The 19,138-nt window shown below is 70.5% G+C and carries 19 protein-coding genes; 6 read left to right on the top strand and 13 right to left on the bottom strand.

Annotated features, from left to right (window positions below):
* Window positions 1–2 precede the first annotated feature (2 nt).
* Both K318_RS0111625 and K318_RS0111620 read right to left on the bottom strand, forming a co-directional pair.
* Window positions 3–1,190, bottom strand: coding sequence for an MFS transporter (locus K318_RS0111625; protein WP_029089609.1), 1,188 nt, complete (start codon window positions 1,188–1,190; stop codon window positions 3–5).
* Window positions 1,191–1,267: 77 nt separating this feature from the next.
* On the bottom strand, window positions 1,268–2,464 hold the full coding sequence (locus K318_RS0111620; protein WP_029089608.1) for an MFS transporter: 1,197 nt from the start codon (window positions 2,462–2,464) through the stop codon (window positions 1,268–1,270).
* 252 nt (window positions 2,465–2,716) lie between these two features.
* Between K318_RS0111620 and K318_RS0111615 the strand changes: the two genes are divergently transcribed.
* The 3 genes from K318_RS0111615 to K318_RS0111605 all read left to right on the top strand — a co-directional run bounded on the left by K318_RS0111615 (window position 2,717) and on the right by K318_RS0111605 (window position 5,477).
* Complete coding sequence (locus K318_RS0111615) at window positions 2,717–3,214, top strand: hypothetical protein (protein ID WP_029089607.1); 498 nt, start codon at window positions 2,717–2,719, stop codon at window positions 3,212–3,214.
* Window positions 3,211–3,549, top strand: a complete 339-nt coding sequence (locus K318_RS21385) for a transcriptional regulator (protein WP_035281733.1) — start codon at window positions 3,211–3,213, stop codon at window positions 3,547–3,549. The genes K318_RS0111615 and K318_RS21385 overlap by 4 nt, the downstream gene beginning before the upstream one ends.
* A gap of 161 nt (window positions 3,550–3,710) precedes the next feature.
* Window positions 3,711–5,477 (top strand): DUF885 domain-containing protein, encoded by a 1,767-nt coding sequence (locus tag K318_RS0111605; RefSeq protein ID WP_035281731.1) that lies wholly within the window; start codon window positions 3,711–3,713, stop codon window positions 5,475–5,477.
* 16 nt (window positions 5,478–5,493) lie between these two features.
* On the opposite strand, the gene K318_RS21380 is transcribed toward K318_RS0111605, so the two are convergent.
* The 9 genes from K318_RS21380 to K318_RS0111560 form a co-directional block, all read right to left on the bottom strand.
* Complete coding sequence (locus K318_RS21380) at window positions 5,494–5,796, bottom strand: helix-turn-helix domain-containing protein (protein ID WP_051297919.1); 303 nt, start codon at window positions 5,794–5,796, stop codon at window positions 5,494–5,496.
* 73 nt (window positions 5,797–5,869) lie between these two features.
* Window positions 5,870–6,487 carry a hypothetical protein gene (locus K318_RS0111595; RefSeq protein WP_029089605.1) on the bottom strand — a complete coding sequence of 206 codons (618 nt, stop codon included), beginning with the start codon at window positions 6,485–6,487 and terminating at the stop codon, window positions 5,870–5,872.
* The gene (locus tag K318_RS21375) at window positions 6,484–8,079 is read right to left on the bottom strand and encodes a sodium/proline symporter (RefSeq protein ID WP_084500111.1); all 1,596 of its coding nucleotides are present in this window, start codon (window positions 8,077–8,079) and stop codon (window positions 6,484–6,486) included. The genes K318_RS0111595 and K318_RS21375 overlap by 4 nt, the downstream gene beginning before the upstream one ends.
* Window positions 8,076–8,210 (bottom strand): hypothetical protein, encoded by a 135-nt coding sequence (locus tag K318_RS25750; RefSeq protein WP_281170695.1) that lies wholly within the window; start codon window positions 8,208–8,210, stop codon window positions 8,076–8,078. The genes K318_RS21375 and K318_RS25750 overlap by 4 nt, the downstream gene beginning before the upstream one ends.
* 82 nt (window positions 8,211–8,292) lie before the next feature.
* The gene (locus K318_RS0111580; protein WP_029089604.1) at window positions 8,293–8,592 is read right to left on the bottom strand and encodes a hypothetical protein; all 300 of its coding nucleotides are present in this window, start codon (window positions 8,590–8,592) and stop codon (window positions 8,293–8,295) included.
* A 55-nt stretch (window positions 8,593–8,647) separates the two neighbouring features.
* The gene (locus tag K318_RS0111575; RefSeq protein WP_029089603.1) at window positions 8,648–9,460 is read right to left on the bottom strand and encodes a Bax inhibitor-1/YccA family protein; all 813 of its coding nucleotides are present in this window, start codon (window positions 9,458–9,460) and stop codon (window positions 8,648–8,650) included.
* Between the two features lie 197 nt (window positions 9,461–9,657).
* Window positions 9,658–11,175: an AbgT family transporter gene (locus K318_RS0111570; RefSeq protein ID WP_245579893.1), complete on the bottom strand. Its 1,518-nt coding sequence runs from the start codon at window positions 11,173–11,175 to the stop codon at window positions 9,658–9,660.
* A gap of 336 nt (window positions 11,176–11,511) precedes the next feature.
* Window positions 11,512–12,597: an inositol-3-phosphate synthase gene (locus K318_RS0111565; RefSeq protein ID WP_029089601.1), complete on the bottom strand. Its 1,086-nt coding sequence runs from the start codon at window positions 12,595–12,597 to the stop codon at window positions 11,512–11,514.
* A 192-nt stretch (window positions 12,598–12,789) separates the two neighbouring features.
* Entirely contained in the window at window positions 12,790–14,394 is a 1,605-nt protein-coding gene (locus K318_RS0111560) for a peptide chain release factor 3 (protein ID WP_029089600.1), read from the bottom strand.
* 57 nt (window positions 14,395–14,451) lie between these two features.
* On the opposite strand from K318_RS0111560, the gene K318_RS0111555 reads away from it, so the two are divergent.
* Window positions 14,452–14,841 (top strand): hypothetical protein, encoded by a 390-nt coding sequence (locus tag K318_RS0111555; protein ID WP_029089599.1) that lies wholly within the window; start codon window positions 14,452–14,454, stop codon window positions 14,839–14,841.
* Here the strand turns inward: K318_RS0111555 and erm are convergent.
* Both erm and K318_RS24740 read right to left on the bottom strand, forming a co-directional pair.
* Window positions 14,819–15,613 carry a 23S ribosomal RNA methyltransferase Erm gene (erm, locus tag K318_RS0111550; RefSeq protein ID WP_029089598.1) on the bottom strand — a complete coding sequence of 265 codons (795 nt, stop codon included), beginning with the start codon at window positions 15,611–15,613 and terminating at the stop codon, window positions 14,819–14,821. The genes K318_RS0111555 and erm overlap by 23 nt on opposite strands.
* Window positions 15,614–15,960: 347 nt before the next feature.
* Window positions 15,961–16,134 (bottom strand): hypothetical protein, encoded by a 174-nt coding sequence (locus tag K318_RS24740; RefSeq protein WP_156913963.1) that lies wholly within the window; start codon window positions 16,132–16,134, stop codon window positions 15,961–15,963.
* Window positions 16,135–16,338: 204 nt separating this feature from the next.
* Between K318_RS24740 and K318_RS21370 the strand changes: the two genes are divergently transcribed.
* Entirely contained in the window at window positions 16,339–17,370 is a 1,032-nt protein-coding gene (locus K318_RS21370; protein ID WP_211233326.1) for an alpha/beta hydrolase, read from the top strand.
* Window positions 17,367–19,127 (top strand): flavin-containing monooxygenase, encoded by a 1,761-nt coding sequence (locus tag K318_RS21365; RefSeq protein ID WP_084500108.1) that lies wholly within the window; start codon window positions 17,367–17,369, stop codon window positions 19,125–19,127. The genes K318_RS21370 and K318_RS21365 overlap by 4 nt, the downstream gene beginning before the upstream one ends.
* Window positions 19,128–19,138: the final 11 nt, after the last annotated feature.

The raw sequence follows: 19,138 nt of genomic DNA, 5'->3' as shown, positions 1-19,138 counted from the left end.
CCTCAGCGACCCTGCCGCCCTCCACGGGCGCGGCGTCCGTGCACGAGCGCGTAGACGACGGCCGCGACGACCACGAGTCCCCCGCACAGCCAGTACATCGCGGAGTAGCCGCCCGCCGCCGCGACGGGTCCCAGGAAGACCGGGCCCACACCCGTGCCGAAGTCCAGCATGAGGTAGAACGTCGACGTGGCCACGCCCACCCGCGCCGCCGGGGTGCGCGAGATGAGGATCGCCTGCAGCGAGGGCAGCAGGCACCCGAACCCCAGCCCCACCAGCAGTCCGGCGAGGCCGAACATCCACACGGTGTGCGCCTCGGCGACGACGATCATGCCCGCGCCGTAGCTGATGAACACCGGGACGAGCACGATGTTGTCCCCGAACCTGTCCTGCACGCGGCCGGCGAACAGGCGCGCGGCCAGCGAACCCACCGCGAAGACGAGGAAGAAGGTGCCCGAGGCGCCGGGCAGCCCGATCTCGGCCGTGTGCACGGCGAGGAAGGACAGCACCGCGGAATAGGCCGCACCCGCCACGCACATGACGGCTCCCACCCGCAGGGACGGCGCGTCGACGAAGGTCGAGGGGTGGAGCGACCATTTGCGCGCCCGCTCCTCGGGCCCCGGCTCCCGCTCCTCGACGGTGTAGAGCAGCGCTGCGAGCATCGCCGCGAGGCCGCTGAGCGAGGACAGCCAGAACAGGACCTCGAAGCCGTACCGCCCTGAGAGCCAGACGCCCAGGAACGGCCCCAGCGCGGTGGCGAGCGTGGTGGCGGTGCCGAAGTAGCCGTTGCCCTCCGCCCGGCGGTGACCGGGGATGACCGACTGGATCGAGGCCACGAGGGCGGTGTTGCCCATGCCGAAGGCAGCACCGTGGACGAGCCGCAGGACGATGAGGAGCGCGAAGTCCCCCACCGGCACATAGGCGATGCCCGCGACCGCGAAGACCGCCATGGAGATGATGAGCAGGCGGCGCCGGCCGATGAAGTCGAGGAACTTCCCGGCGAGCACCCTGCCCGCGACCGCACCGATGATGAAGGCCGAGGATGCGAGTCCTGAGCCCGTCTCCGAGGCCCGGAAGCGATCGACGGCGTACATCGCCATCGTCGTCATGAGCAGGTAGAAGACGACGGCCATGAAGAGGTTGACGACGATGCCGATGACGAACGTCCTCGTCCACAGCTTCTGCTCGGGCACGGAGGCTCCTTCTCCCCCTCACGAGGGCGGGCGGGTGGTGGACCCGGCCATACTACGCCCGTGCGCGGATTCGGCTCTCAGCCCCGGGCGCCCGCGGCTCCCGCGGGACCGGCCTCGGGCTTGTGCCCGTGCAGGAGGAAGTAGGCGCCTCCTGCGAGCACCACGAGCCCGGCGGCGAGAAGGTAGACCACCTCGTAGCCGAACGGACCCGCCGCCAGCCCCAGGAGGATGGCGCCCAGCCCGAGGCCGAGGTCCATCGACAGCAGGTACGTCGAGGTCACCAGTCCCACCCGGGCGGGCCCGGCCATCCGGACGGCGATCGCCTGCGCGCAGGTGATGAGCGAACCGTAGCCGAAGCCTCCGAGCAGTCCGGCGAGCGCGAGGCCCGCCTGCGTGGGCCAGAGCGCCAGCAGCGTGCAGGAGCCGGCGAAGGAGACGAAGAGCGGATAGAGCACGATGTTGTCCCCGCGCCGGTCCTGCACCCGCCCGATGCTCAGACGCGCGAGGAGTGAGGACAGCGCGAAGCACATGAAGTACGTGGGCGAGCCGCCGGGGATCCCCTGCGCATGCGCGGCGAGGAAGGCGAGGACGGCGGAGTAGGCCGCACCCGACAGGAAGATGACGATCCCCATGCGCAGCCCCTCGGCATCGACCATCGAGGAGGGCCGCAGCGAGAGCGCTCTGCGCCGCTGGGCGGCCGAGAGCTCGCGCTCGGGCAGGCGCAGGAAGAACAGGCCCAGGCACCCCACGAGGGAGAATCCCAGCGAGATCGCGAACAGCGCCTGGTAGCCCCATTCCCCCACCGTGGTGACGGCGATGAGCGGGCCCAGCGCCGAGGACAGCGTCACCGAGGCCGCGAAGTACCCCGTCCCCTCGGATCGCCGCTCGGACGGGATGAGGTCCTGCACACCGGCGGCGAGGACCGTGTGCCCCACGCCGAACATCATGCCGTGAAGGAGCCGGGCGGCGATGAGGAGCACGAGATCGCCCACGACGAAGTACGCGAGGGAGACGAGCACCGCCGTCACCATCGAGAGGACGAGGAGCCGGCGGCGGCCCACGACGTCGAGGAGCTTGCCCGCCGCCGTGCGGGTCAGCACCGAGCCCAGGACGAAGGCGGAGGCGGCCATGCCCGCCTGGGCCTCACCGGCGGCGAAGCGGAGGGCGGCGTAGCCGGCCATCGAGGTGACGAGGAGGTAGAAGACGAAGGCGAGGAAGACGCTCATCCCGAGTGCGATGCTGAAGTCCCTGTTCCACAGCCGCCCCTGCGACATCTCCGCTCCTTCACGTCCCTCGCGCGGCCGGTCCTGATCGGTCGTTCGCTCCCCTGGCAGACTAGCCGGACCGGACCCCTGCTGCCGCCCCGTCTCATTCCCGCACCGCCTCCGGCACTCGTCGACGGCGCCGGGAAAGTACTTGACGTGATGGAAAATACTTGCAATGCTTGTCCCACCGCTTCGCGCGGTCGATGAAGCCGCCGCCCCTCGCCCGGGCGCGGATCGCACACTCAGCTCGAGGAGCAGGCCATGTCACACGCACATCCCGAACGCCCAGCCTCATCCGAGTCCGGAGCCGCACAGGCGCCCACCCCCGAGCAGGCGCAGGCGCTGCTCGCACAGGCCGCCGAGGCCGCCCGCACGCTCCCGGCCCCCGTCCCGGCCGCGCTGATCGGCTACGGCGTCCTCTGCACGGTCGGCTCGTTCGCGACCCTCGCCACGCACCTCGCACCGCACATGACCGCGCCGCCTGCTGCGCTGCCGCCCTTCCTCACGATCCTCCTCTTCTCCTTCGCCTGGATCCTCGCCGCGGTGCTCGCGATGCTGGTGTTCCGGGAGCGGTGGCGCCGCGGCCTCGGCCGCCGCTGGCTGATGTACATGGCCGTCTGGGCCGCCCTGTGGGTCCTCGGCATGTTCCTCGGCGCGACGGCCCTGGGCCTCGTCCTCGCACCGGCGTTCATCGTCGTCTTCATGATCGCCGTGACGACCGAGGCGAAGAAGGCACGGCAGTCGGGGGGTGCGGGATGACCTCGGAGACCGCGCCCCACTCCGAGGGCACCGCCCAGCACCCCCGGTTCGCGCTCGAGAGCACGCTCGCCCATCCCGTCCGCTTCTCCCTCGCCGCCGCCCTCGCCGCGGTGGAGAGCGCGCCCTTCGGACAGCTGCGCGATGAGCTGCAGGTGAGCGATTCCGTGCTCTCCAAGCAGGTCGCCGAGCTGGAGAGGGCGGGGCTCGTGAAGGCGTCGAAGGGCTTCGTGGGCAAGCGGCCGCGCACCACCCTCTCCCTCACCGCGGAAGGCCTGACCCGCTGGCAACGCCATCTCGAGGCGCTCAGGCGCATCGCAGAGCCCGCGCAGCGCTGAGGCGCGCCCGGGTCGGCGTCGCAAGTCCGCTCGGCAGCCCGCATCACAGCCCGCACAGCGTCCCGTTCGGCAGCCCGCGCAGCGCTTCGCGCCGACACCAGCGCCGCCGCGCCGTCCCGGCGGGGACGGCGCGGCGGCCCCGTCATGAGTAGGCTGGCCGCATGACAGAGCAGATCACTGAGCAGGCGGCCGGCACGGCGGCCGACAGCGCCACTCCCCGCACGCCCACTCCGGTCGACGAGGTGGCCGAGGCTCACTTCCGCGGCATGCTCGACCTCTCCCCCGCCCTGCGCATCGAGGTGGGCGCCCCCGGCCGCGACGATGAGCTCGACGACTACTCCCCCGGCGGCTGGGCCGCTCACGACGATCTCGCGGCCCGGACGCTGGCCGCCCTCGGAGCCGCGGAATCCGCCTCGCGCGCGGCCGGGACCTTCGATGAGACGGACGCCGTCACCGCGGACGCGCTGCGCGAGCGGCTCGGCCTCACCCGGGAGCTGCACTCGATCGGCGCCGATGCCTCCGCATTCAACGTCCTCGCCTCCCCCGTGCAGGAGATCCGCGAGTTCTTCGACCTCGTGCCGACCGCCTCGGCCGAGGACTGGGAGGCCAACGCCTCGCGCCTGCGCGCCGTGAGCCAGGCGCTGGCCGGGCATCGCGAATCCCTGCTGGCCGCCCGCGCCGGGGGCCGGTCGCCGGCGCGCGTGCAGGTGCAGGCCGTCATCGAGCAGGCGAGGGCTGCGGCCGAGGCCGGGGGCCACTTCGACCGGTTCGTCGCCGGGGCCTCCGCGGACCGCCCCGGCCCCGCGGACATCTCCTCCGGCCTGCAGGCCGAGCTCGCAGATGCCGCCGGCTCCGCACGGACCGCGTACGCGCGCTTCGCGGACTTCCTCGCCCAGCAGATGCTCCCCGATGCGCGCGAGGACGATGCGGTCGGCCGCGAGGAGTACGCCCTGCACTCGCGACAGTTCCTCGGCGCCGCGGTGGATCTCGACGAGACGTACGAGTGGGGGCTGGAGCTGCTCGCCTCCATCGACGCCGAGCAGCAGGAGATCGCGGAGGCGCTCTTCCCCGGCTCCTCGGTCACGGAGACGATGGCGAAGCTCGACGCGGACCCCGAGCGCCGCATCCACGGGCTCGACGCCCTGCGGACCTGGATGCAGGAGACGGCCGATGAGGCGACCGCAGCGCTGACCGGAACCCATTTCGACATCCCGGAGCAGGTGCGCGCCATCGAGTGCATGGTCCTCGAGGACGGCACCGGCGGCATCTACTACACGCCTCCCACCTCGGACTTCTCCCGCCCGGGCCGGATGTGGTGGTCGGTGCCCTCCGGTGTGGACTCGTTCTCCGCGTGGCAGGAGAGGACGACGGTCTACCACGAGGGCGTGCCGGGTCATCACCTGCAGCTGGGCGCTGCGGTCATGATGGAGAGCAGGCTCAACGCCTGGCGCAGGCAGGGAGTGTGGGTCTCCGGCCACGGCGAGGGCTGGGCGCTCTACGCCGAGCGCCTCATGGACGAGCTGGGCTTCCTCTCCGATCCCGGCGACCGGTTCGGCATGCTGGACTCCCAGCGCCTGCGCGCCGCCCGTGTGTGCGTCGACATCGGCGTGCACTGCCGCAAGCACGCCCCGGCCTCCGTGGGCGGGGGCATCTGGGACCGCGAGAAGGCCTGGCGGTTCCTCACCGACAACGTCGCGATGGAGCGCAGCTTCCTCGACTTCGAGCTCAAGCGCTATCTGGGCTGGCCGGGTCAGGCGCCCTCGTACTCCGTGGGCCAGCGCATCTGGCAGCAGATCAGGGACGCGGTGCGCGCCCGCGAGGAGCGGGACGGCCGGGTGTTCTCGCTCAGGGACTTCCACACGCGCGCGCTCGGCCTGGGCTCGGTGGGCCTGTCCACCCTGCAGAAGGCGCTCGTGGAGGGCTTCTGAGCGCTGCTGTCTTCCCTCACTCCCCCAGCCGCTCGGCGACCTCGCGCCTGCCGGTCTCGATGGCCTCGTCGATGAGCTCGCCCACGGGCACCCCGAGCGCCTCGCTCAGGCGCATGAGCATGAGGAAGGTGGGATTGGCCGGAGTGCGCGCGGCCCGCTGCGAGAGGCCGGATTCCAGCTGCTGATAGTAGTTGCGATTGATGCCGACCTGGTGCGCGAGCTTCTCCTGGGACAGCGCCTTCTCCATGCGCCGGGTCCGCAGCAGGTCGCCGAGCGCGCGGGACGCCGCCCGCTCCACCTCGCTCGCCTCATTCGCCACGAATCCAAGGTTGGGCGAAGCGCATGCGCGAGTCAGCCGCTTATAGGTGGATGTTGCAGGTGACCCGAGGGCCTCAGGCCTTCCGGTAGGAGATCACGTAGTGCGTGCCGTCCAGGCCGTCCAGGAGGAACTCCGCCGAGGCCTCGGACCCGCGTGCGCGCACATGCCAATTGGGCTTGAGGAGCAGCTGCGGCTCGCCGTCCTGGTCCAGGGCGAAGAGGAAGGCGAGCTTGGCGCGCTTGCGGATCGCGGCGGCGGCCGCCGCCCGTGAGGCCTCGGCGGCCTGTGCGGCGGAAACCCGAGGCTCACGATGCGGCACAGCGGTGTCGGCTCCCTCACCCGCATCCCCGGCGCGCAGCACGCGCTCCACCGCAGCCGCGAGCACCGGCTCGGACACCATGTGCGCCGTCGATGTCACGGCGTCCACGAGGCACAGCACGCGGTCGAAGCCCGCCGGCCCCCGCCTCACCGCGAACCGCACCGCCCACATGGGGTGGTGGATCAGGCCCGCCTCGGCCTCACCGCGCAGCGCTGCGGCACCGGGCTCCCAGCCGCCCGCACGCGAGCGGCCCGCTCCTCCGCCGAGGAGGAGGTGGAGTCCGCGGGAGCGGGCCTCAGCGGCGGAGAGGACCGTGGGCAGGGCCGGGAGCGCGCCCGCCTCCGGACGGGCGGCGTCTCCCTCCGCCGTCACTGCGGACGCGCCTCCGCGCCGCCGGGCCCCTCTGCCGCGTCCACGGGGCCGGCCGGACCGGTCACGGGGACCTGGCCGGCCAGACCGCTGTTCTGCGTCACCGCCAGCCGCGCCGGGATCGGACCGACCTTCGCCGTCTCGGCCACTGCCTCGCGGATGTGCGCAGGCACCGGGTGGGACTTCTGCGTGGCGAGCGACACGATCACGATCGCCAGGGTCGAGGCGACGATGCCCGAACCCATCGGATCGATCGTCGTGAGGTCCGTGAGCCCGCCGAGCTCCCAGCCCACCGCCACGACGGTCCCCGTGATCATCGAGGCCAGCGCGCCCGGGGTGTTCGCCTTCTTCCACCACACCGCACAGATGTAGACCGGCACGAACGCCGCACCCAGCACCGTCGTCGAGAAGATCACGATCGCCGCGACCGCCGGCGGATCATTCACCGCGACCACGTAGCCGATGATCGCCAGCAGGAGGACCGTGATCCGCGAGACCCACACCGACTGCCTCTCCGACATGTTCGGGTTGAGGAACCGGCGGTAGATGTCCTGTGCGGCGATGGTCCCCGACTGCAGCAGCAGCGCATCCGCCGTGGACATGATCGCGGCCATGATCGCCGCCATCACGATGCCGACCGCGAACGCCGGCAGCACCGTGTCCGCCACCTCGAAGATCGCGAGCTCCGGGTTGGTCAGTCCCGGCACGATCAGCAGCGCCATGAGGCCGATGATGTAGGGCGCCGGGATGAACAGGAGGTTGAAGCCCGTGGCGTAGAGGCTCGCGCGGCGGGCGACGGACGGCTTCTTCATCGCCATATGGCTCACGACCACGTGCGGCCAGCCCAGGTAGCCGATCGAGAAGATGAGCACCGCGCCGATGATGATGCCCCACTCATTGCCCTGATAGCCATCGGGCCCGAACATCGTCAGCAGATTCGGGTTGATCTCCGCGATGCGCGCATTGCCCGCCGTGAGACCGCCCACCGCCATCATCGTCGCGATGAAGATCCACAGCATGCCGATGAGCATGATGATCGCCTGCACGAAGTCCGTGTACGCAACAGCCAGGTACCCGCCCAGGAAGGTGTAGAACACGATCACGCCCACCGCGATGAGCAGCGCCCACGCGTACGGGATCCCCGTGACCATCTCCAGCCCCCGGCCGCCGCCGATGAACTGGCTCATGACGTAGAAGAAGATGCAGAACACCGCGATGGGGGCCGCGATCATCCGCGTCCACTTCGAGGGATAGCGCTGCTCGAGGTACTCGATGGAGGTGAGCGAACCCAGCATCTGCGAGAGCTTGCGCATCCGCCGGCCGAGGATCGAGAGGTTGAGCACGCCGCCGCCGATGTCGCCCATCGCGTACCACATGCCGAAGTAGCCCTGCGTGTTGCCCAGGGAGCCGGCCCCGAGGAACATGTAGCCGGACATCGAGGAGCTCTGCAGGCGCAGCGCTGTCACAGCGGGCCCGAGGCTGCGCCCGCCCAGCAGGAAGCCCTCGGAATCGCCGCTGCCCTTCCTCACGGACCAGACGCCGATCGCGCCCATCGCGGCGAAGTAGATGATGAGGAAGACGAGTTCGATGCTCACTGCTCACCCGCCTCCTTCACGTCCTCACGGGACCAGCCGCGGGAGGCCCAGACGAAGACGAGCGTGTAGACCGCCCAGGCGGCGGGGATGCCGAATATCACGGCGGAGGTGAAGGCAGGAAGACCGAACATGTGAGGGAGGATACACAACGCTGGCAGAACGATGTACCCGTGCCCACGCCTCGGGCACGGTCCGTCTCCTCCGCGGCCGGCCTCAGGGCAGCGCGCGACGCAGCCGCACCGCGATCCGCAGGGCCTCTGCCGTCGCCGGCTCCGGTGCCCCGTACTCCGGCAGGCAGTCGGACAGGAGCACCACGAGCTGGTCCGCGAGCACCCTGTCGCCGAGGTCGGGAACGGGGCGAGCCTCCGCGGAGAGCTCCGCGAGCTCCCGCAGGGCCGCGCGCACGGCTGTGCGCGCCCCGGCATCCAGCGCGGCCGCGGTCAGGCCCGTCACACGGATGCGCAGGCGGCGGATCTCCTCGTGGAGATCCGCCGCCTGCGCATCGTTCGTCATCGTCCGCCCCGTCCCGGCCGTCGCCGAGCGGCCGGCGGCCTGTGAGATCCTCGGGTCAGTTCTGCCTGAAGTAGGACAGGAGGCGCAGGATCTCGATGTAGAGCCAGATGAGGGTCACCATGATCGAGAACGCGCAGACCCAGGAGTACTTCTCGGGGATGCGGTGCTTGACGCCCTCCTCGATCATGTGGAAGTCGCTCACGAGCGTGAGCGCCGCGAGGATCACCGCGACGCCGGAGATGAGGACGCCCAGGGGCATCGTGATCCCCATGATCGAGATCTCCATCGTGCGAGCGTTCATCGCCCCGCCGCTGAACATCGCGAAGCCGAAGTTCACGAGGGAGAAGACCGCATAGCCGCCCACAGCGAGCATGAGGAACTTCATGAAGCCCGAGCTCATGCGGATGATCTTGAACTTGAACAGCCCGAACATCACGAAGAAGACGCTCAGCGTGCCGAGCACCGCCTGCATGACGATGCCGGGGTACAGCGCCTCGAAGGTGACGGAGATGCCGCCCAGGAAGGCGCCCTGGACCGCGGCGTAGACGAGGACGAGCGCGGGGCTCGGCTCCTTCTTGAACGCGACGATCAGTCCGAGGACCAGGCCCACCAGCATCGCGGGGAAGGCCAGCACCGGCACGATCCAGCCGATCACCGCGCCCGCGAGGAGCACGGCGAAGCACATGCCGGACTTCATGAGGACGTCGTCATAGGTCATCGCGCGTTCGGCGGCGGGCTGCTGCGGCTGGTACGACGGGGCGTCGTACATGCTCTGCAGGTCCTCCGGCGCGGGTGCCGGAATGCGGTTGGGCGTCTGGCCCGCCTTGATGCCCTCGTTGAGGCCGCGGCGCACGAGCGGATTGCTCATTGGGATCCTTTCCCCTGATATGTCGTGGTCTCGATGGTGTCCATCCTATGGAGTCAACCTGAGACGAACGCTCATAATTCCCGCCCGCTGCGAGGATCGTTCTCCAGCCGTGACCTCGCAGGCCGCGCCGTCGCGCACGCCGGCCGCGCCCCGGGGCGCGGCCGGCGCCGCTGAGCGGACCTCCGCCTCGGCGTGCCTCAGTGCGCGTAGTCGATGGGCGCGCCAGGACCCCACGGGATGCCCAGGCCCCACCAGGCGAAGAAGAACGCGCCCCACAGCACGAACATCGCGAACGACAGCGGGATCGTGAACGACAGCAGCGTCCCGATTCCCGCGGACCTCTTGTACCGCTGGATGAAGCCGAGCACCACGATGAAGTACGGGCTCATGGGCGAGATGATGTTCGTCGTCGAATCGCCGATCCGGTAGAGGGCCTGCGTGGTCTCCGGCGAGATGTGCAGGAGCATGAACATGGGCACGAGCACCGGGCCCATGAGCGTCCACAGTCCGGAGCCCGAGGTGATGAAGAGCGCCCCGAGGGCCACGAGCAGCCAGCCGCCGAGCAGGATGACGAAGGTGCCGGTCTCGAGCCCGCCGAAGAAGTCCGCTCCGCGGATCGCGAGGATCTCGCCCAGGCCCGACATCTTGAACATCGCGAGGAACTGGCTGGCCGCGAAGAACAGGACGAGCACGGGGACGAACGGCGCCAGGCCCTTCGCCATCATCTCCGGGATGTCCGACATCCGGGTGATGGTGCGGGTGGCGTAGCCGTACACGATGCCGAGGACGAAGAAGCCGAAGCCGATGATCGCGGCGATGCCGGCCATGAGGCCGGACTGCGGACCGAAGGCACCCTCCTCGTCGCGCAGGAAGGAGTCCGCCGGCAGGGCCAGCGACACCAACAGGCCGATGCACACGAGAAGCGCGATCGCGGCGATGACGAGGCCGCGCTTCTCCTTGGCCTCGAGTCGGATGCTCATGTCGAGCTCCTCCGGGTCGTCCTCGTCCGGCGGGTCGAGCTCGATGGTGTCCGCGCGCTTGGAGAGCACGAGCTCGGTCATGAGCGTGACCGCGGCGGCGACGACGAGCATCGAGGCCATGTTGAAGTACAGGTTCGCCACCGGCGTGACCACGTACTCGGGGTCGATGATCTGCGCCGCCGAGGTGGAGAGCCCGCCGAGGATCGCGTCGAGGGAGTTGACGAAGGGCGCGGCGGAGTAGCCGCCCGAGGTCGCGGCGTACGCGACGACGCAGCCCAGCAGCGGATTGCGGCCCACGGCCTTGAACGCGAGCCCGCCCAGCGGGATCATGATCATGTACGAGGCGTCCGAGGCGATGGAGGCCGCGCTGCCGGCCAGTGCCACGAGGAACGTGATCCACTTGGGCGAGGCGTTGGCGAGGGTGCCGCGCAGCACCGCGGGGATGAGGCCGGAGCGCTCCGCGACTGCCACGCCCAGCAGGACGACGAGCACGAGGCCCAGCGGCGGGAAGGTGACGAAGTTGTTCGTCGCCTCGCTCACGAGGATGCGCAGCGATTCCATGGAGAGCAGGTTGGTGACGGTGACCGTCTCCCCCGTCGCCGGATTCACGGCCTCCACGCCCACGGCCGCGAGGCTCGCGGAGAGGATCATGACGATCGCGGCGAGGCTCAGGAACAGCCAGAACGGATGCGGCAGCCTGTTGCCGGCCTTCTCGATGACGACGAGGAGGCGCATGAGCGGACCGAGGGTGTCCTCCCCGGACTGCGTCTTCGCCTTGTCTTGCGTTGGCACGTCGGTCTCCATTCCTTCGGGTTCCTGTCGGCAGGCCGCGCTCAGAGTACAGTCCTCCGGCGGGTGCGTCACGTCACGGCCGCCGAGGCCGGCTCCCGCCTCCTTCCAGTGCGGCCGCTCCGCCGGTCACCCGGCTCCCCCGGAGGGACGGATCCGGCGGACGGACCCGGCGGACGGGGACCCCTCGGCCCGACACGGGCGGGCCCCCACCGTGTGGTGGGGGCCTGCCGTCACGGGAGTGCGCCTCGGCGGCGGGGGTGCCGCGCGCCGGCGCCGGGATCAGGAGTCGAGCTCGCCCCGGATGAAGGCCTCGACGGCCTCGTGGGCGGCGTCATCGCCCTGCTGCACGGGGGGCGACTTCATGAAGTAGGAGGAGGCGCTGATGAGAGCGCCGCCCACGCCGCGGTCGAGGCCGATCTTCGCCGCACGCACGGCATCGATGATGACGCCGGCGGAATTGGGCGAGTCCCAGACCTCGAGCTTGTACTCGAGCGAGACCGGCGCATCGCCGAAATTGCGCCCTTCGAGGCGGACGAAGGCCCATTTGCGATCGTCGAGCCAGGCGACGTAGTCGCTGGGGCCGATGTGCACGTCCTTCTCCGCCAGCCGTGCGGAGGTGTTCGAGGTGACGGCCTGCGTCTTCGAGATCTTCTTGGACTCCAGGCGCTCGCGCTCGAGCATGTTCTTGAAGTCCATGTTCCCGCCCACGTTGAGCTGATAGGTGCGGTCGAGCACCACGCCGCGGTCCTCGAACAGCTTGGCCATCACCCGGTGCGTGATGGTCGCACCGATCTGGCTCTTGATGTCATCGCCCACGATCGGCACGCCGGCCGCCCGGAACTTCTCGTCCCACTCCTTGGTGCCGGCGATGAAGACCGGGAGCGCGTTGACGAAGGCCACACCGGCGTCGAGGGCCGCCTGCGCGTAGTGCTCGGTCGCCTCCTGGGAGCCCACCGGCAGGTAGCAGACGAGGACGTCGGCCCGGGCCTCGCGCAGCGCCTGCGCCACGTCGACGGGGGCCTCATCGGACTCCACGATGGTGTCGCGGTAGTACTGGCCCAGGCCGTCCAGCGTGGGTCCGCGCTGGACGCGCACACCGGTGGGCGGCACGTCCGCAAGCTTGAGGGTGTTGTTCTCGCTGGAGACGATCGCCTCCGCGATGTCCTGCCCCACCTTCTTGCCGTCCACGTCGAAGGCGGCGACGAACTCGAGATCGCTCACGTGGTAGTCCCCGAACTGCACGTGCATGAGACCGGGCACCTTCTGGCTGGCATCCGCGTCGCGGTAGTACTCGACCCCCTGGATCAGGGAACTTGCACAATTGCCAAGGCCGGCGATTGCGACCCGAATCGGATTTGCAGCCACAGTGTCGATTCTCCTTAGAGGAATTCCAGCGTGCGCGCATGCGCGTACGCGCCTGGTCGATCAGGCGCCAGTCCATAGTAGTCGGGTGCCTGTTCCGCGTCGAAAGCGGGGGCCGGACCCTCAGCGGGCCGCCCCGTCCGGGCACAACACGGGCAGGATGCCGGTTGTTCCGCCCGGCTCGCCGGGTGAGACTCAGCTCACGACGAGCGGCTCGAGCGTGACATCGGGATGCGCCCGCTCGACGCCCTGCAGGCGCCACCGGTCGGAGAAGAGCGCGAGCAGCTCACCGTCGGAGCGGCTGAGCACCTCGACGCTGCGCTCACGGGAGAGCGTGGGGATGTCCGCGGCGACGGTGCGGCGCGCGATCGAGAAGTTCAGCCGCTCGAGCGTGCTCGGCGCGTTGAACTCGTTAGTCATGCGGTCCTCGACGACCTCGAACTGCATGGGGCCCACGGCGCCGAGCACGGGGGCCTGGTCGCCGCGCAGATCGCTGCGGAGCACCTGGATGACGCCCTCGTGGTCGAGCTGCTGGATGCCGCGGCGGAACTGCTTGTACTTCGACGAGTCCTTGGCCCGGATGACCATGAAGTGCTCCGGAGAGAACGTGGGGATGCCGGGGAACTCGACCTTCCCGTCGAGGTAGAGGGAATCGCCCACGCGGAGGGCCGAGGCGTTCACGAGGCCCACGACGTCGCCGGGGAAGGCCTCGTCGATGACCTCGCGGTCGCGGCCGAAGACCTGCTGGGCGTACTTCGTCGCGAAGGGCTTGCCGGTCGCGGCGTGCGTGACGACCATGCCGCGCTCGAACACGCCCGAGCACACGCGCACATAGGCGAGACGGTCGCGGTGGTTCGAGTCCATGCCCGCCTGCACCTTGAACACGAATCCGGAGAAGGGCCGGTCGACGGGGCGGGGCACGCCCGCGGCATCGGGCCGGGCCTCGGCCGGGGGCGCGAAGTCGACGAGGGTGTCGAGGATCTTGCGCACGCCGAAGTTCAGCACCGCCGAGGCGAAGAGCACGGGCGTGGTCCTGCCCGCCAGGTACTGCTCCTCGTCGTGGTTCTGATCCTCCATCTCGAGCAGCTCGGACTCGTCGACGGCGGTGGTCCAGGCCTCGCCCTCGCGCTCCTCAGCCGCGGCCGGGTCGAAGGTCTCCTCACCGGCGATGTCGGCCCCGCCGTCCGTGCGCGTGTACTTGGTGTAGTCGCCCGTGAGCCGGTCGAGCACGCCGCGGAAGTCGCCGGACTGCCCCACCGGCCACGTGAGCGGGGTGGGCAGCATGCCGGTGCGCTCGTGGATCTCGTCCATGAGCGCCAGGGGCTCCATGCCGGGACGGTCCCATTTGTTGATGACGGTGATGATCGGCACACCGCGGTGCGCGCAGACCTCGAAGAGCTTCATGGTCTGCGCCTCGAGGCCCTTCGCGGCATCGACGAGCATGACGGCGGAGTCCACGGCGGAGAGCACCCGGTAGGTGTCCTCGGAGAAGTCCGCGTGGCCGGGGGTGTCGAGGAGGTTGAAGACGCAGTCGCGGTACTCGAACTGGAGTGCGGCCGAGGTGATGGAGATCCCGCGCTCCTGCTCCATCGCCATCCAGTCGGAGACCGTCGCCCGCCTGCCGGCCTTGCCGTGCACGGCGCCTGCCATGCCGATGGCCCTCGCGTGGAGGGCGAGCGCCTCGGTGAGCGTCGACTTGCCGGAGTCGGGATGGGAGATCACCGCGAATGTCCGGCGGCGGCCTGCCTGCGCGCGGACCTCGGCGGGAGAGTGCGAGGAGGAATGGGGACCAGAGTTCACCCGGCCATTCTACGGGGGTGGGCTCAGACCCCGCCCCCGGCCCGTAGGCTTGGCGACGTGAGCAGACGCAGGCGAGACGATGACGAGGCGGAGCTGACCACTGTCGCCCGCGACCCCGGACGGAGCGGGCGCTGGCTGCGCCTGCTCCCGCTGCTGCTCGGAGCGCTCGTCTCCGGCCCGTTCCTCTGGTTCTCGATCCTGTTCAGCGTCGAGGTCGCGGGGATCGCCGCGCTGCTGATCCAGCTGGACGCGGACACCCGCACCCTCCTGGGCGTGATCCTCATGACCGTGGGCGGATTCGTCTGCCTCGTCGGCACCCTCGTGTGCCTCTACGCGGGCTGGCGGCGGGACACCTGGACCTGGCGCTGGAGCTGGGCGGGGGCCGCCGTGCTGTGCGCCGCGCTCATGCCGCTGCTCGGACTGGTCACCGGCACCTACTGGGAGTGAGCCTCGGCCCTAGGCAGGTGAACAGGAGCGCCCACTGCTCCGGGTCCAGGTCGCGGGGCAGCGCGGCGGAGACTGCGCCTGCTTCGGCGAGCGCGGCGCGCACCTCGTGCGGCGGACGTCCCGTGGCTCGCTGGAGGATGCGCGGCAGCGCACCTCCCCTGCCCGTGAAGACCCGGTGCGCGAAATCCCGGTAAGCCCCGGCCGCGGCAGACGGGACGAGCGACTCCTCCCGCCTGCGGATGCGCAGGATGCCGCCGTCGACACTGGGAGCGGGCCGGAAGCCGCGGGCCGGGACGCGCCCATGCAGCTCGAACTCGAACCACGGTCCGGCCTGGGCGCTCATGAGCGTCCGCCCGCCCACGCCCGCGCGCTTGCGCGCCACCTCCCACTGGGTCAGGACGATCGCCTCCCGCCAGGCGCGAAGGCGCAGCAGCCGCCGCAGGATGGGAGTCGTGAGGTGGAAGGGCAGGTTCCCCACCAGCACCGGCGCGTGCATGGGATGGACCATGGCATCGCCGTGCTCCACTCGGACGTGCGCGGGCAGGGAGACGCGCAGGCGGCGCACCCTGTGCTCGTCGAGCTCGATGGCCGTGAGCGGCCGCCCGAGCGCAGCGAGCCTCCGCGTGAGTGCGCCGTCACCGGCCCCGATCTCGATGACCGGCCCGGCAGCGCTCGCGACGAGCGCGGTGAGGGAGTCGAGCGTGGGGGCGTGGACGAGGAAGTTCTGGCCCAGCTCATGGCGGCCGCCGTGGACTGAGCGGACTTCCTGCACACGGGAGTTCTGCGTGCGTGGGTTCGGAGTATGGGGAGAGGGGGTTCTGCGTGACAAGGCAAGCGCTCCAGGGGAGTTCCGGAGCACCTCGGGGATGCACAGCGGCACCGCTGCGAGGCAGCGCCCACGGACGGGGCGGGCCGAGCGGCGTGTGAGGCGCCTGAGGTCCGAGGTGCGGGGACGTATCGGACTCATGGCGCGCTGAGGCGTGGTTTCGCGAGCGCGCCCTCAGGCGCGGCGATCGCGGAACATGAGCTCATGCGCCATGACCGGCGCAGTGCAGAGAGTTCCCATGCGCACCAGGCTCGCATCCCCGGCGGCTTCGGGTCAAGGAGGGTTCCGCACGCTCAGCCGGATGCCGCTCCGTCCGCCCGGCGCGCGGCGCGGTTCACGGGCCGGAAGGCCGCCAGGACGAGACCGGTCTGGGCCAGCAGCGCGATCATGCCCGCGACGATCCCCGCCTCGCCGCCCCACAGCAGCGTCAGCAGCACCATGAGCACGAGGCCCGCCCCGCCCAGCACCGCCGCCGATTCAACCCCACTGGCGATGCGTCCGCACCGCACCATCCAACCGACCGGGAAACTGAACGAACGTACGAAGAAAAACATTGACGTGCGCCGCATTTCGGGTCAGGGTGAGGTATGACCCTCGACGCCGCATCACAGTCGCTGCTGGCACAGCTCGCCGCCGCAGGCTCTCCGCCCGTCCATGAATCCCCCCCCTCCATGGCCCGCCTCTCCGGGCCCGTCCTCGCCCGTCTCTCGGGTCCGGGGCCGGAGGTGGGCTCCGTCGCCGAGCACGAGCTGCCCGCCTCCGACGGAGGCTCCTTCCGCGTCCGCGTCCTCACTCCGCCCGGCGCCCCCACCGCCCTCGTCGTCTATCTCCACGGAGGCGGCTGGGTCACGAGCGACATCGACTACCAGTACGACGCCGTGGGGCGCCGGCTCTGCCTCGACGCACAGGCCACGATGGTCATGGTCAACTACCGCAAGGCCCCTGAACACCCCTTCCCCGCAGCCGTCGAGGACGCCTGGGCCGCACTCACCTGGGCCGCCGAGCGCAGCTCCGAGCTCGCCTCCCCGGAGGCCCCGCTCATCGTCGCCGGCGACAGTGCGGGCGGCAATCTGGCCGCCGTCATGGCCCAGCGGGCCCGCGACCGCGGCGGCCCGCACATCGACTTCCAGATCCTCGTCTACCCCGTCACGGACTGCGATTTCTCCCGTCCCTCCTACAACGCACCGGAGAACCAGCTGCTGCTCAGCCGCCCCGTCATGGAGTGGTTCTGGGACCACTACCTGCCCGATCCCGCCGAGCGCGCGCAGCCCGATGCCTCACCGCTGCACCACCCGGACCTCAGCGGCCTGCCGCCCGCCTACATCTGCCTCGCCGAACACGATCCGCTCTACGACGAAGGCCTCGAATACGCGCGCGAACTCGAGGCCGCGGGGGTGCCGGTGGAATGCGAGACCGCCGCCGGGCAGATGCACATCTTCTTCCAGATGGCGAACCTGCTGCCCGGCTGCACCGAGGCGATCGACACCGTCGCCGCCCGCATCCGCGCCGTCGCTGAGATTCCGTCCGCAGGGGAGCCCCGCACCGTCACCGGAGCCCGGCCCGTCGCCGGCGCGCAGGCAGCGGAGGCGAACGCGGCAGGGCGACCGGTCCGAGCCGCGCACACCGGAGCCGCAGGCCGGGGAACAGCACCCGCACAGAGCCCATCAGCACAGGACATCGAGACACGGGAGGCAGCGCTGTGAGCACCGAGACCGACATGGGCGCCGAGTGCGACGTCATCGTCGTGGGCGCCGGCTTCAGCGGCATGTACCAGCTCCACCGGCTCCGGGAGGCCGGCTTCCGCGTGCACGCCTTCGACACCGCCGCCGAGGTGGGCGGCACCTGGTACTGGAACCGGTACCCGGGCGCGCGCGTGGACATCGAGTCGACGCACTACTCCTACAGCTTCGACGAGGACCTCCAGCAGGTATGGGACTGGTCCGAGCGCTATGCCGCACAGCCGGAGATCCTCTCCTATGCCCGGCACGTCGCCGACCGCTTCGATCTGCGCCGCGACATCTCCTTCTCCACGCGGGTGGAGAGCCTCGACTGGGACGAGGCGAACCAGACCTGGACGGTGCGGACGGCGCCCGCCGAGGCCTCGGGAGCCTCACCCGCCTCAGACGGCGCGGGCATCCGGGACGCCCGGACGGTGGCAGGAACTCCGGCGGAGCCTGCGAACGGGACCGCGTCCTGCGCCGCAGAGGCCGGACGCACCTGGACCGCGCGCTTCGTGGTGCTCGCCACCGGCTGCCTCTCCGTGCCCCAGCGTCCGCGCATCCCCGGCATGGAGGACTTCGCGGGTGAGCTGTACTCCACAGCCGACTGGCCGCACGAGGGCGTGGACCTCTCCGGCAGGCGAGTCGCGGTGGTCGGCACGGGCTCCTCGGGCATCCAGACGATCACGGCGATCGCGGAGCAGACGGCAGAGCTGCGCATCTTCCAGCGCACGCCGAACTTCGCGATCCCCGCGCACAACCGCACACTCACCGCGGAGGAGCGGGCGGCCGTCAAGGCCGACTATGCGCGCATCCGCGCCGCCGACCGCGCCTCGGGCCTGGGATTCGCCACCCATGACGGGACCGGCCCCCTGCCCGCGGACGCACCCGCGGAGGTGGCCCGCGAGCTCGACGAGCGCTGGGCCCGCGGCGGCCTCGGCTATTCGCGCGCCTACACGGACGTCATGACGAACCCCGAGGCCAACGAGGTGCTGGCCGAGTACGCCCGGGCCCGCATCCGCGAGCGCGTGAGCGATCCCGAGCTCGCGGAGCTGCTCTCCCCGCGCACCTATCCGCTGGCCTCGAAGCGCATGTGCGTGGACACCGGGTACTTCGAGGTCTACGACCTCGACCATGTGCACCTGCATGATGCCTCCACCCACGCGATCGAGCGCTTCACGGAGACCGGCGTGCGCGCCGGCGGGGAGGACTTCGACGTCGACGTCATCGTCCTGGCCACCGGCTTCGATGCGATGACCGGCGCGATCACGAGCATCGACATCACCGCCGGTGGGGAGACGCTCGCGCAGAAGTGGGCGCACGGGCCGCGCACGTACCTGGGCCTCATGACCGCGGGCTTCCCCAATCTGCTCACGATCACGGGGCCGCAGAGCCCCTCCGTGCTCACGAACATGATGGTGTCGATCGAGTACCACGTGGACTGGATCACCCGGCTGCTCACGACCATGCGCGAGCGAGGGCTCACCCGGGTGGAGGCGCGAGCCGAGGCCGAGGACGACTGGGTGCGGGTCAACAACGACATCGCGGGCGCCTCCCTCATGCCGCAGGGCGCCTCCTGGTACATGGGCGCGAACATCCCCGGCAAGGAGCGGGTGTTCATGCCGTTCGCCGGGGGTTCGCACACCTACATCGGCCTCGTGGAGGGGTACACGTCCGCGAACCACCACGGCTTCCGGTTCGCGGACGAGGCGGGAGCGCAGCGGCCGGCCGGGGCCGCCTGAGCACACCCCGC

Origin of the sequence: Brevibacterium album DSM 18261 (assembly GCF_000426445.1) — a bacterium.
In the GTDB taxonomy this organism is placed as follows: domain Bacteria; phylum Actinomycetota; class Actinomycetes; order Actinomycetales; family Brevibacteriaceae; genus Brevibacterium; species Brevibacterium album.
The sequence above is the reverse complement of the archived record's forward strand: the minus strand, read 5'-3'. Positions and strand labels throughout refer to the sequence as shown.

Excerpts from the sequence above, each read along its gene's own strand:
- K318_RS0111620 (WP_029089608.1), bottom strand. The coding sequence starts at position 2,464 with ATGTCGCAGGGGCGGCTGTGGAACAGGGACTTCAGCATCGCACTCGGG.
- K318_RS25750 (WP_281170695.1), bottom strand. The coding sequence starts at position 8,210 with ATGTTCGGTCTTCCTGCCTTCACCTCCGCCGTGATATTCGGCATCCCC.
- K318_RS21370 (WP_211233326.1), top strand. The coding sequence starts at position 16,339 with ATGGCCCGCCTCTCCGGGCCCGTCCTCGCCCGTCTCTCGGGTCCGGGG.
- K318_RS0111580 (WP_029089604.1), bottom strand. The coding sequence starts at position 8,592 with ATGACGAACGATGCGCAGGCGGCGGATCTCCACGAGGAGATCCGCCGC.
- K318_RS0111570 (WP_245579893.1), bottom strand. The coding sequence starts at position 11,175 with ATGCGCCTCCTCGTCGTCATCGAGAAGGCCGGCAACAGGCTGCCGCAT.
- K318_RS0111575 (WP_029089603.1), bottom strand. The coding sequence starts at position 9,460 with ATGAGCAATCCGCTCGTGCGCCGCGGCCTCAACGAGGGCATCAAGGCG.
- K318_RS21385 (WP_035281733.1), top strand. The coding sequence starts at position 3,211 with ATGACCTCGGAGACCGCGCCCCACTCCGAGGGCACCGCCCAGCACCCC.
- K318_RS0111605 (WP_035281731.1), top strand. The coding sequence starts at position 3,711 with ATGACAGAGCAGATCACTGAGCAGGCGGCCGGCACGGCGGCCGACAGC.
- K318_RS0111615 (WP_029089607.1), top strand. The coding sequence starts at position 2,717 with ATGTCACACGCACATCCCGAACGCCCAGCCTCATCCGAGTCCGGAGCC.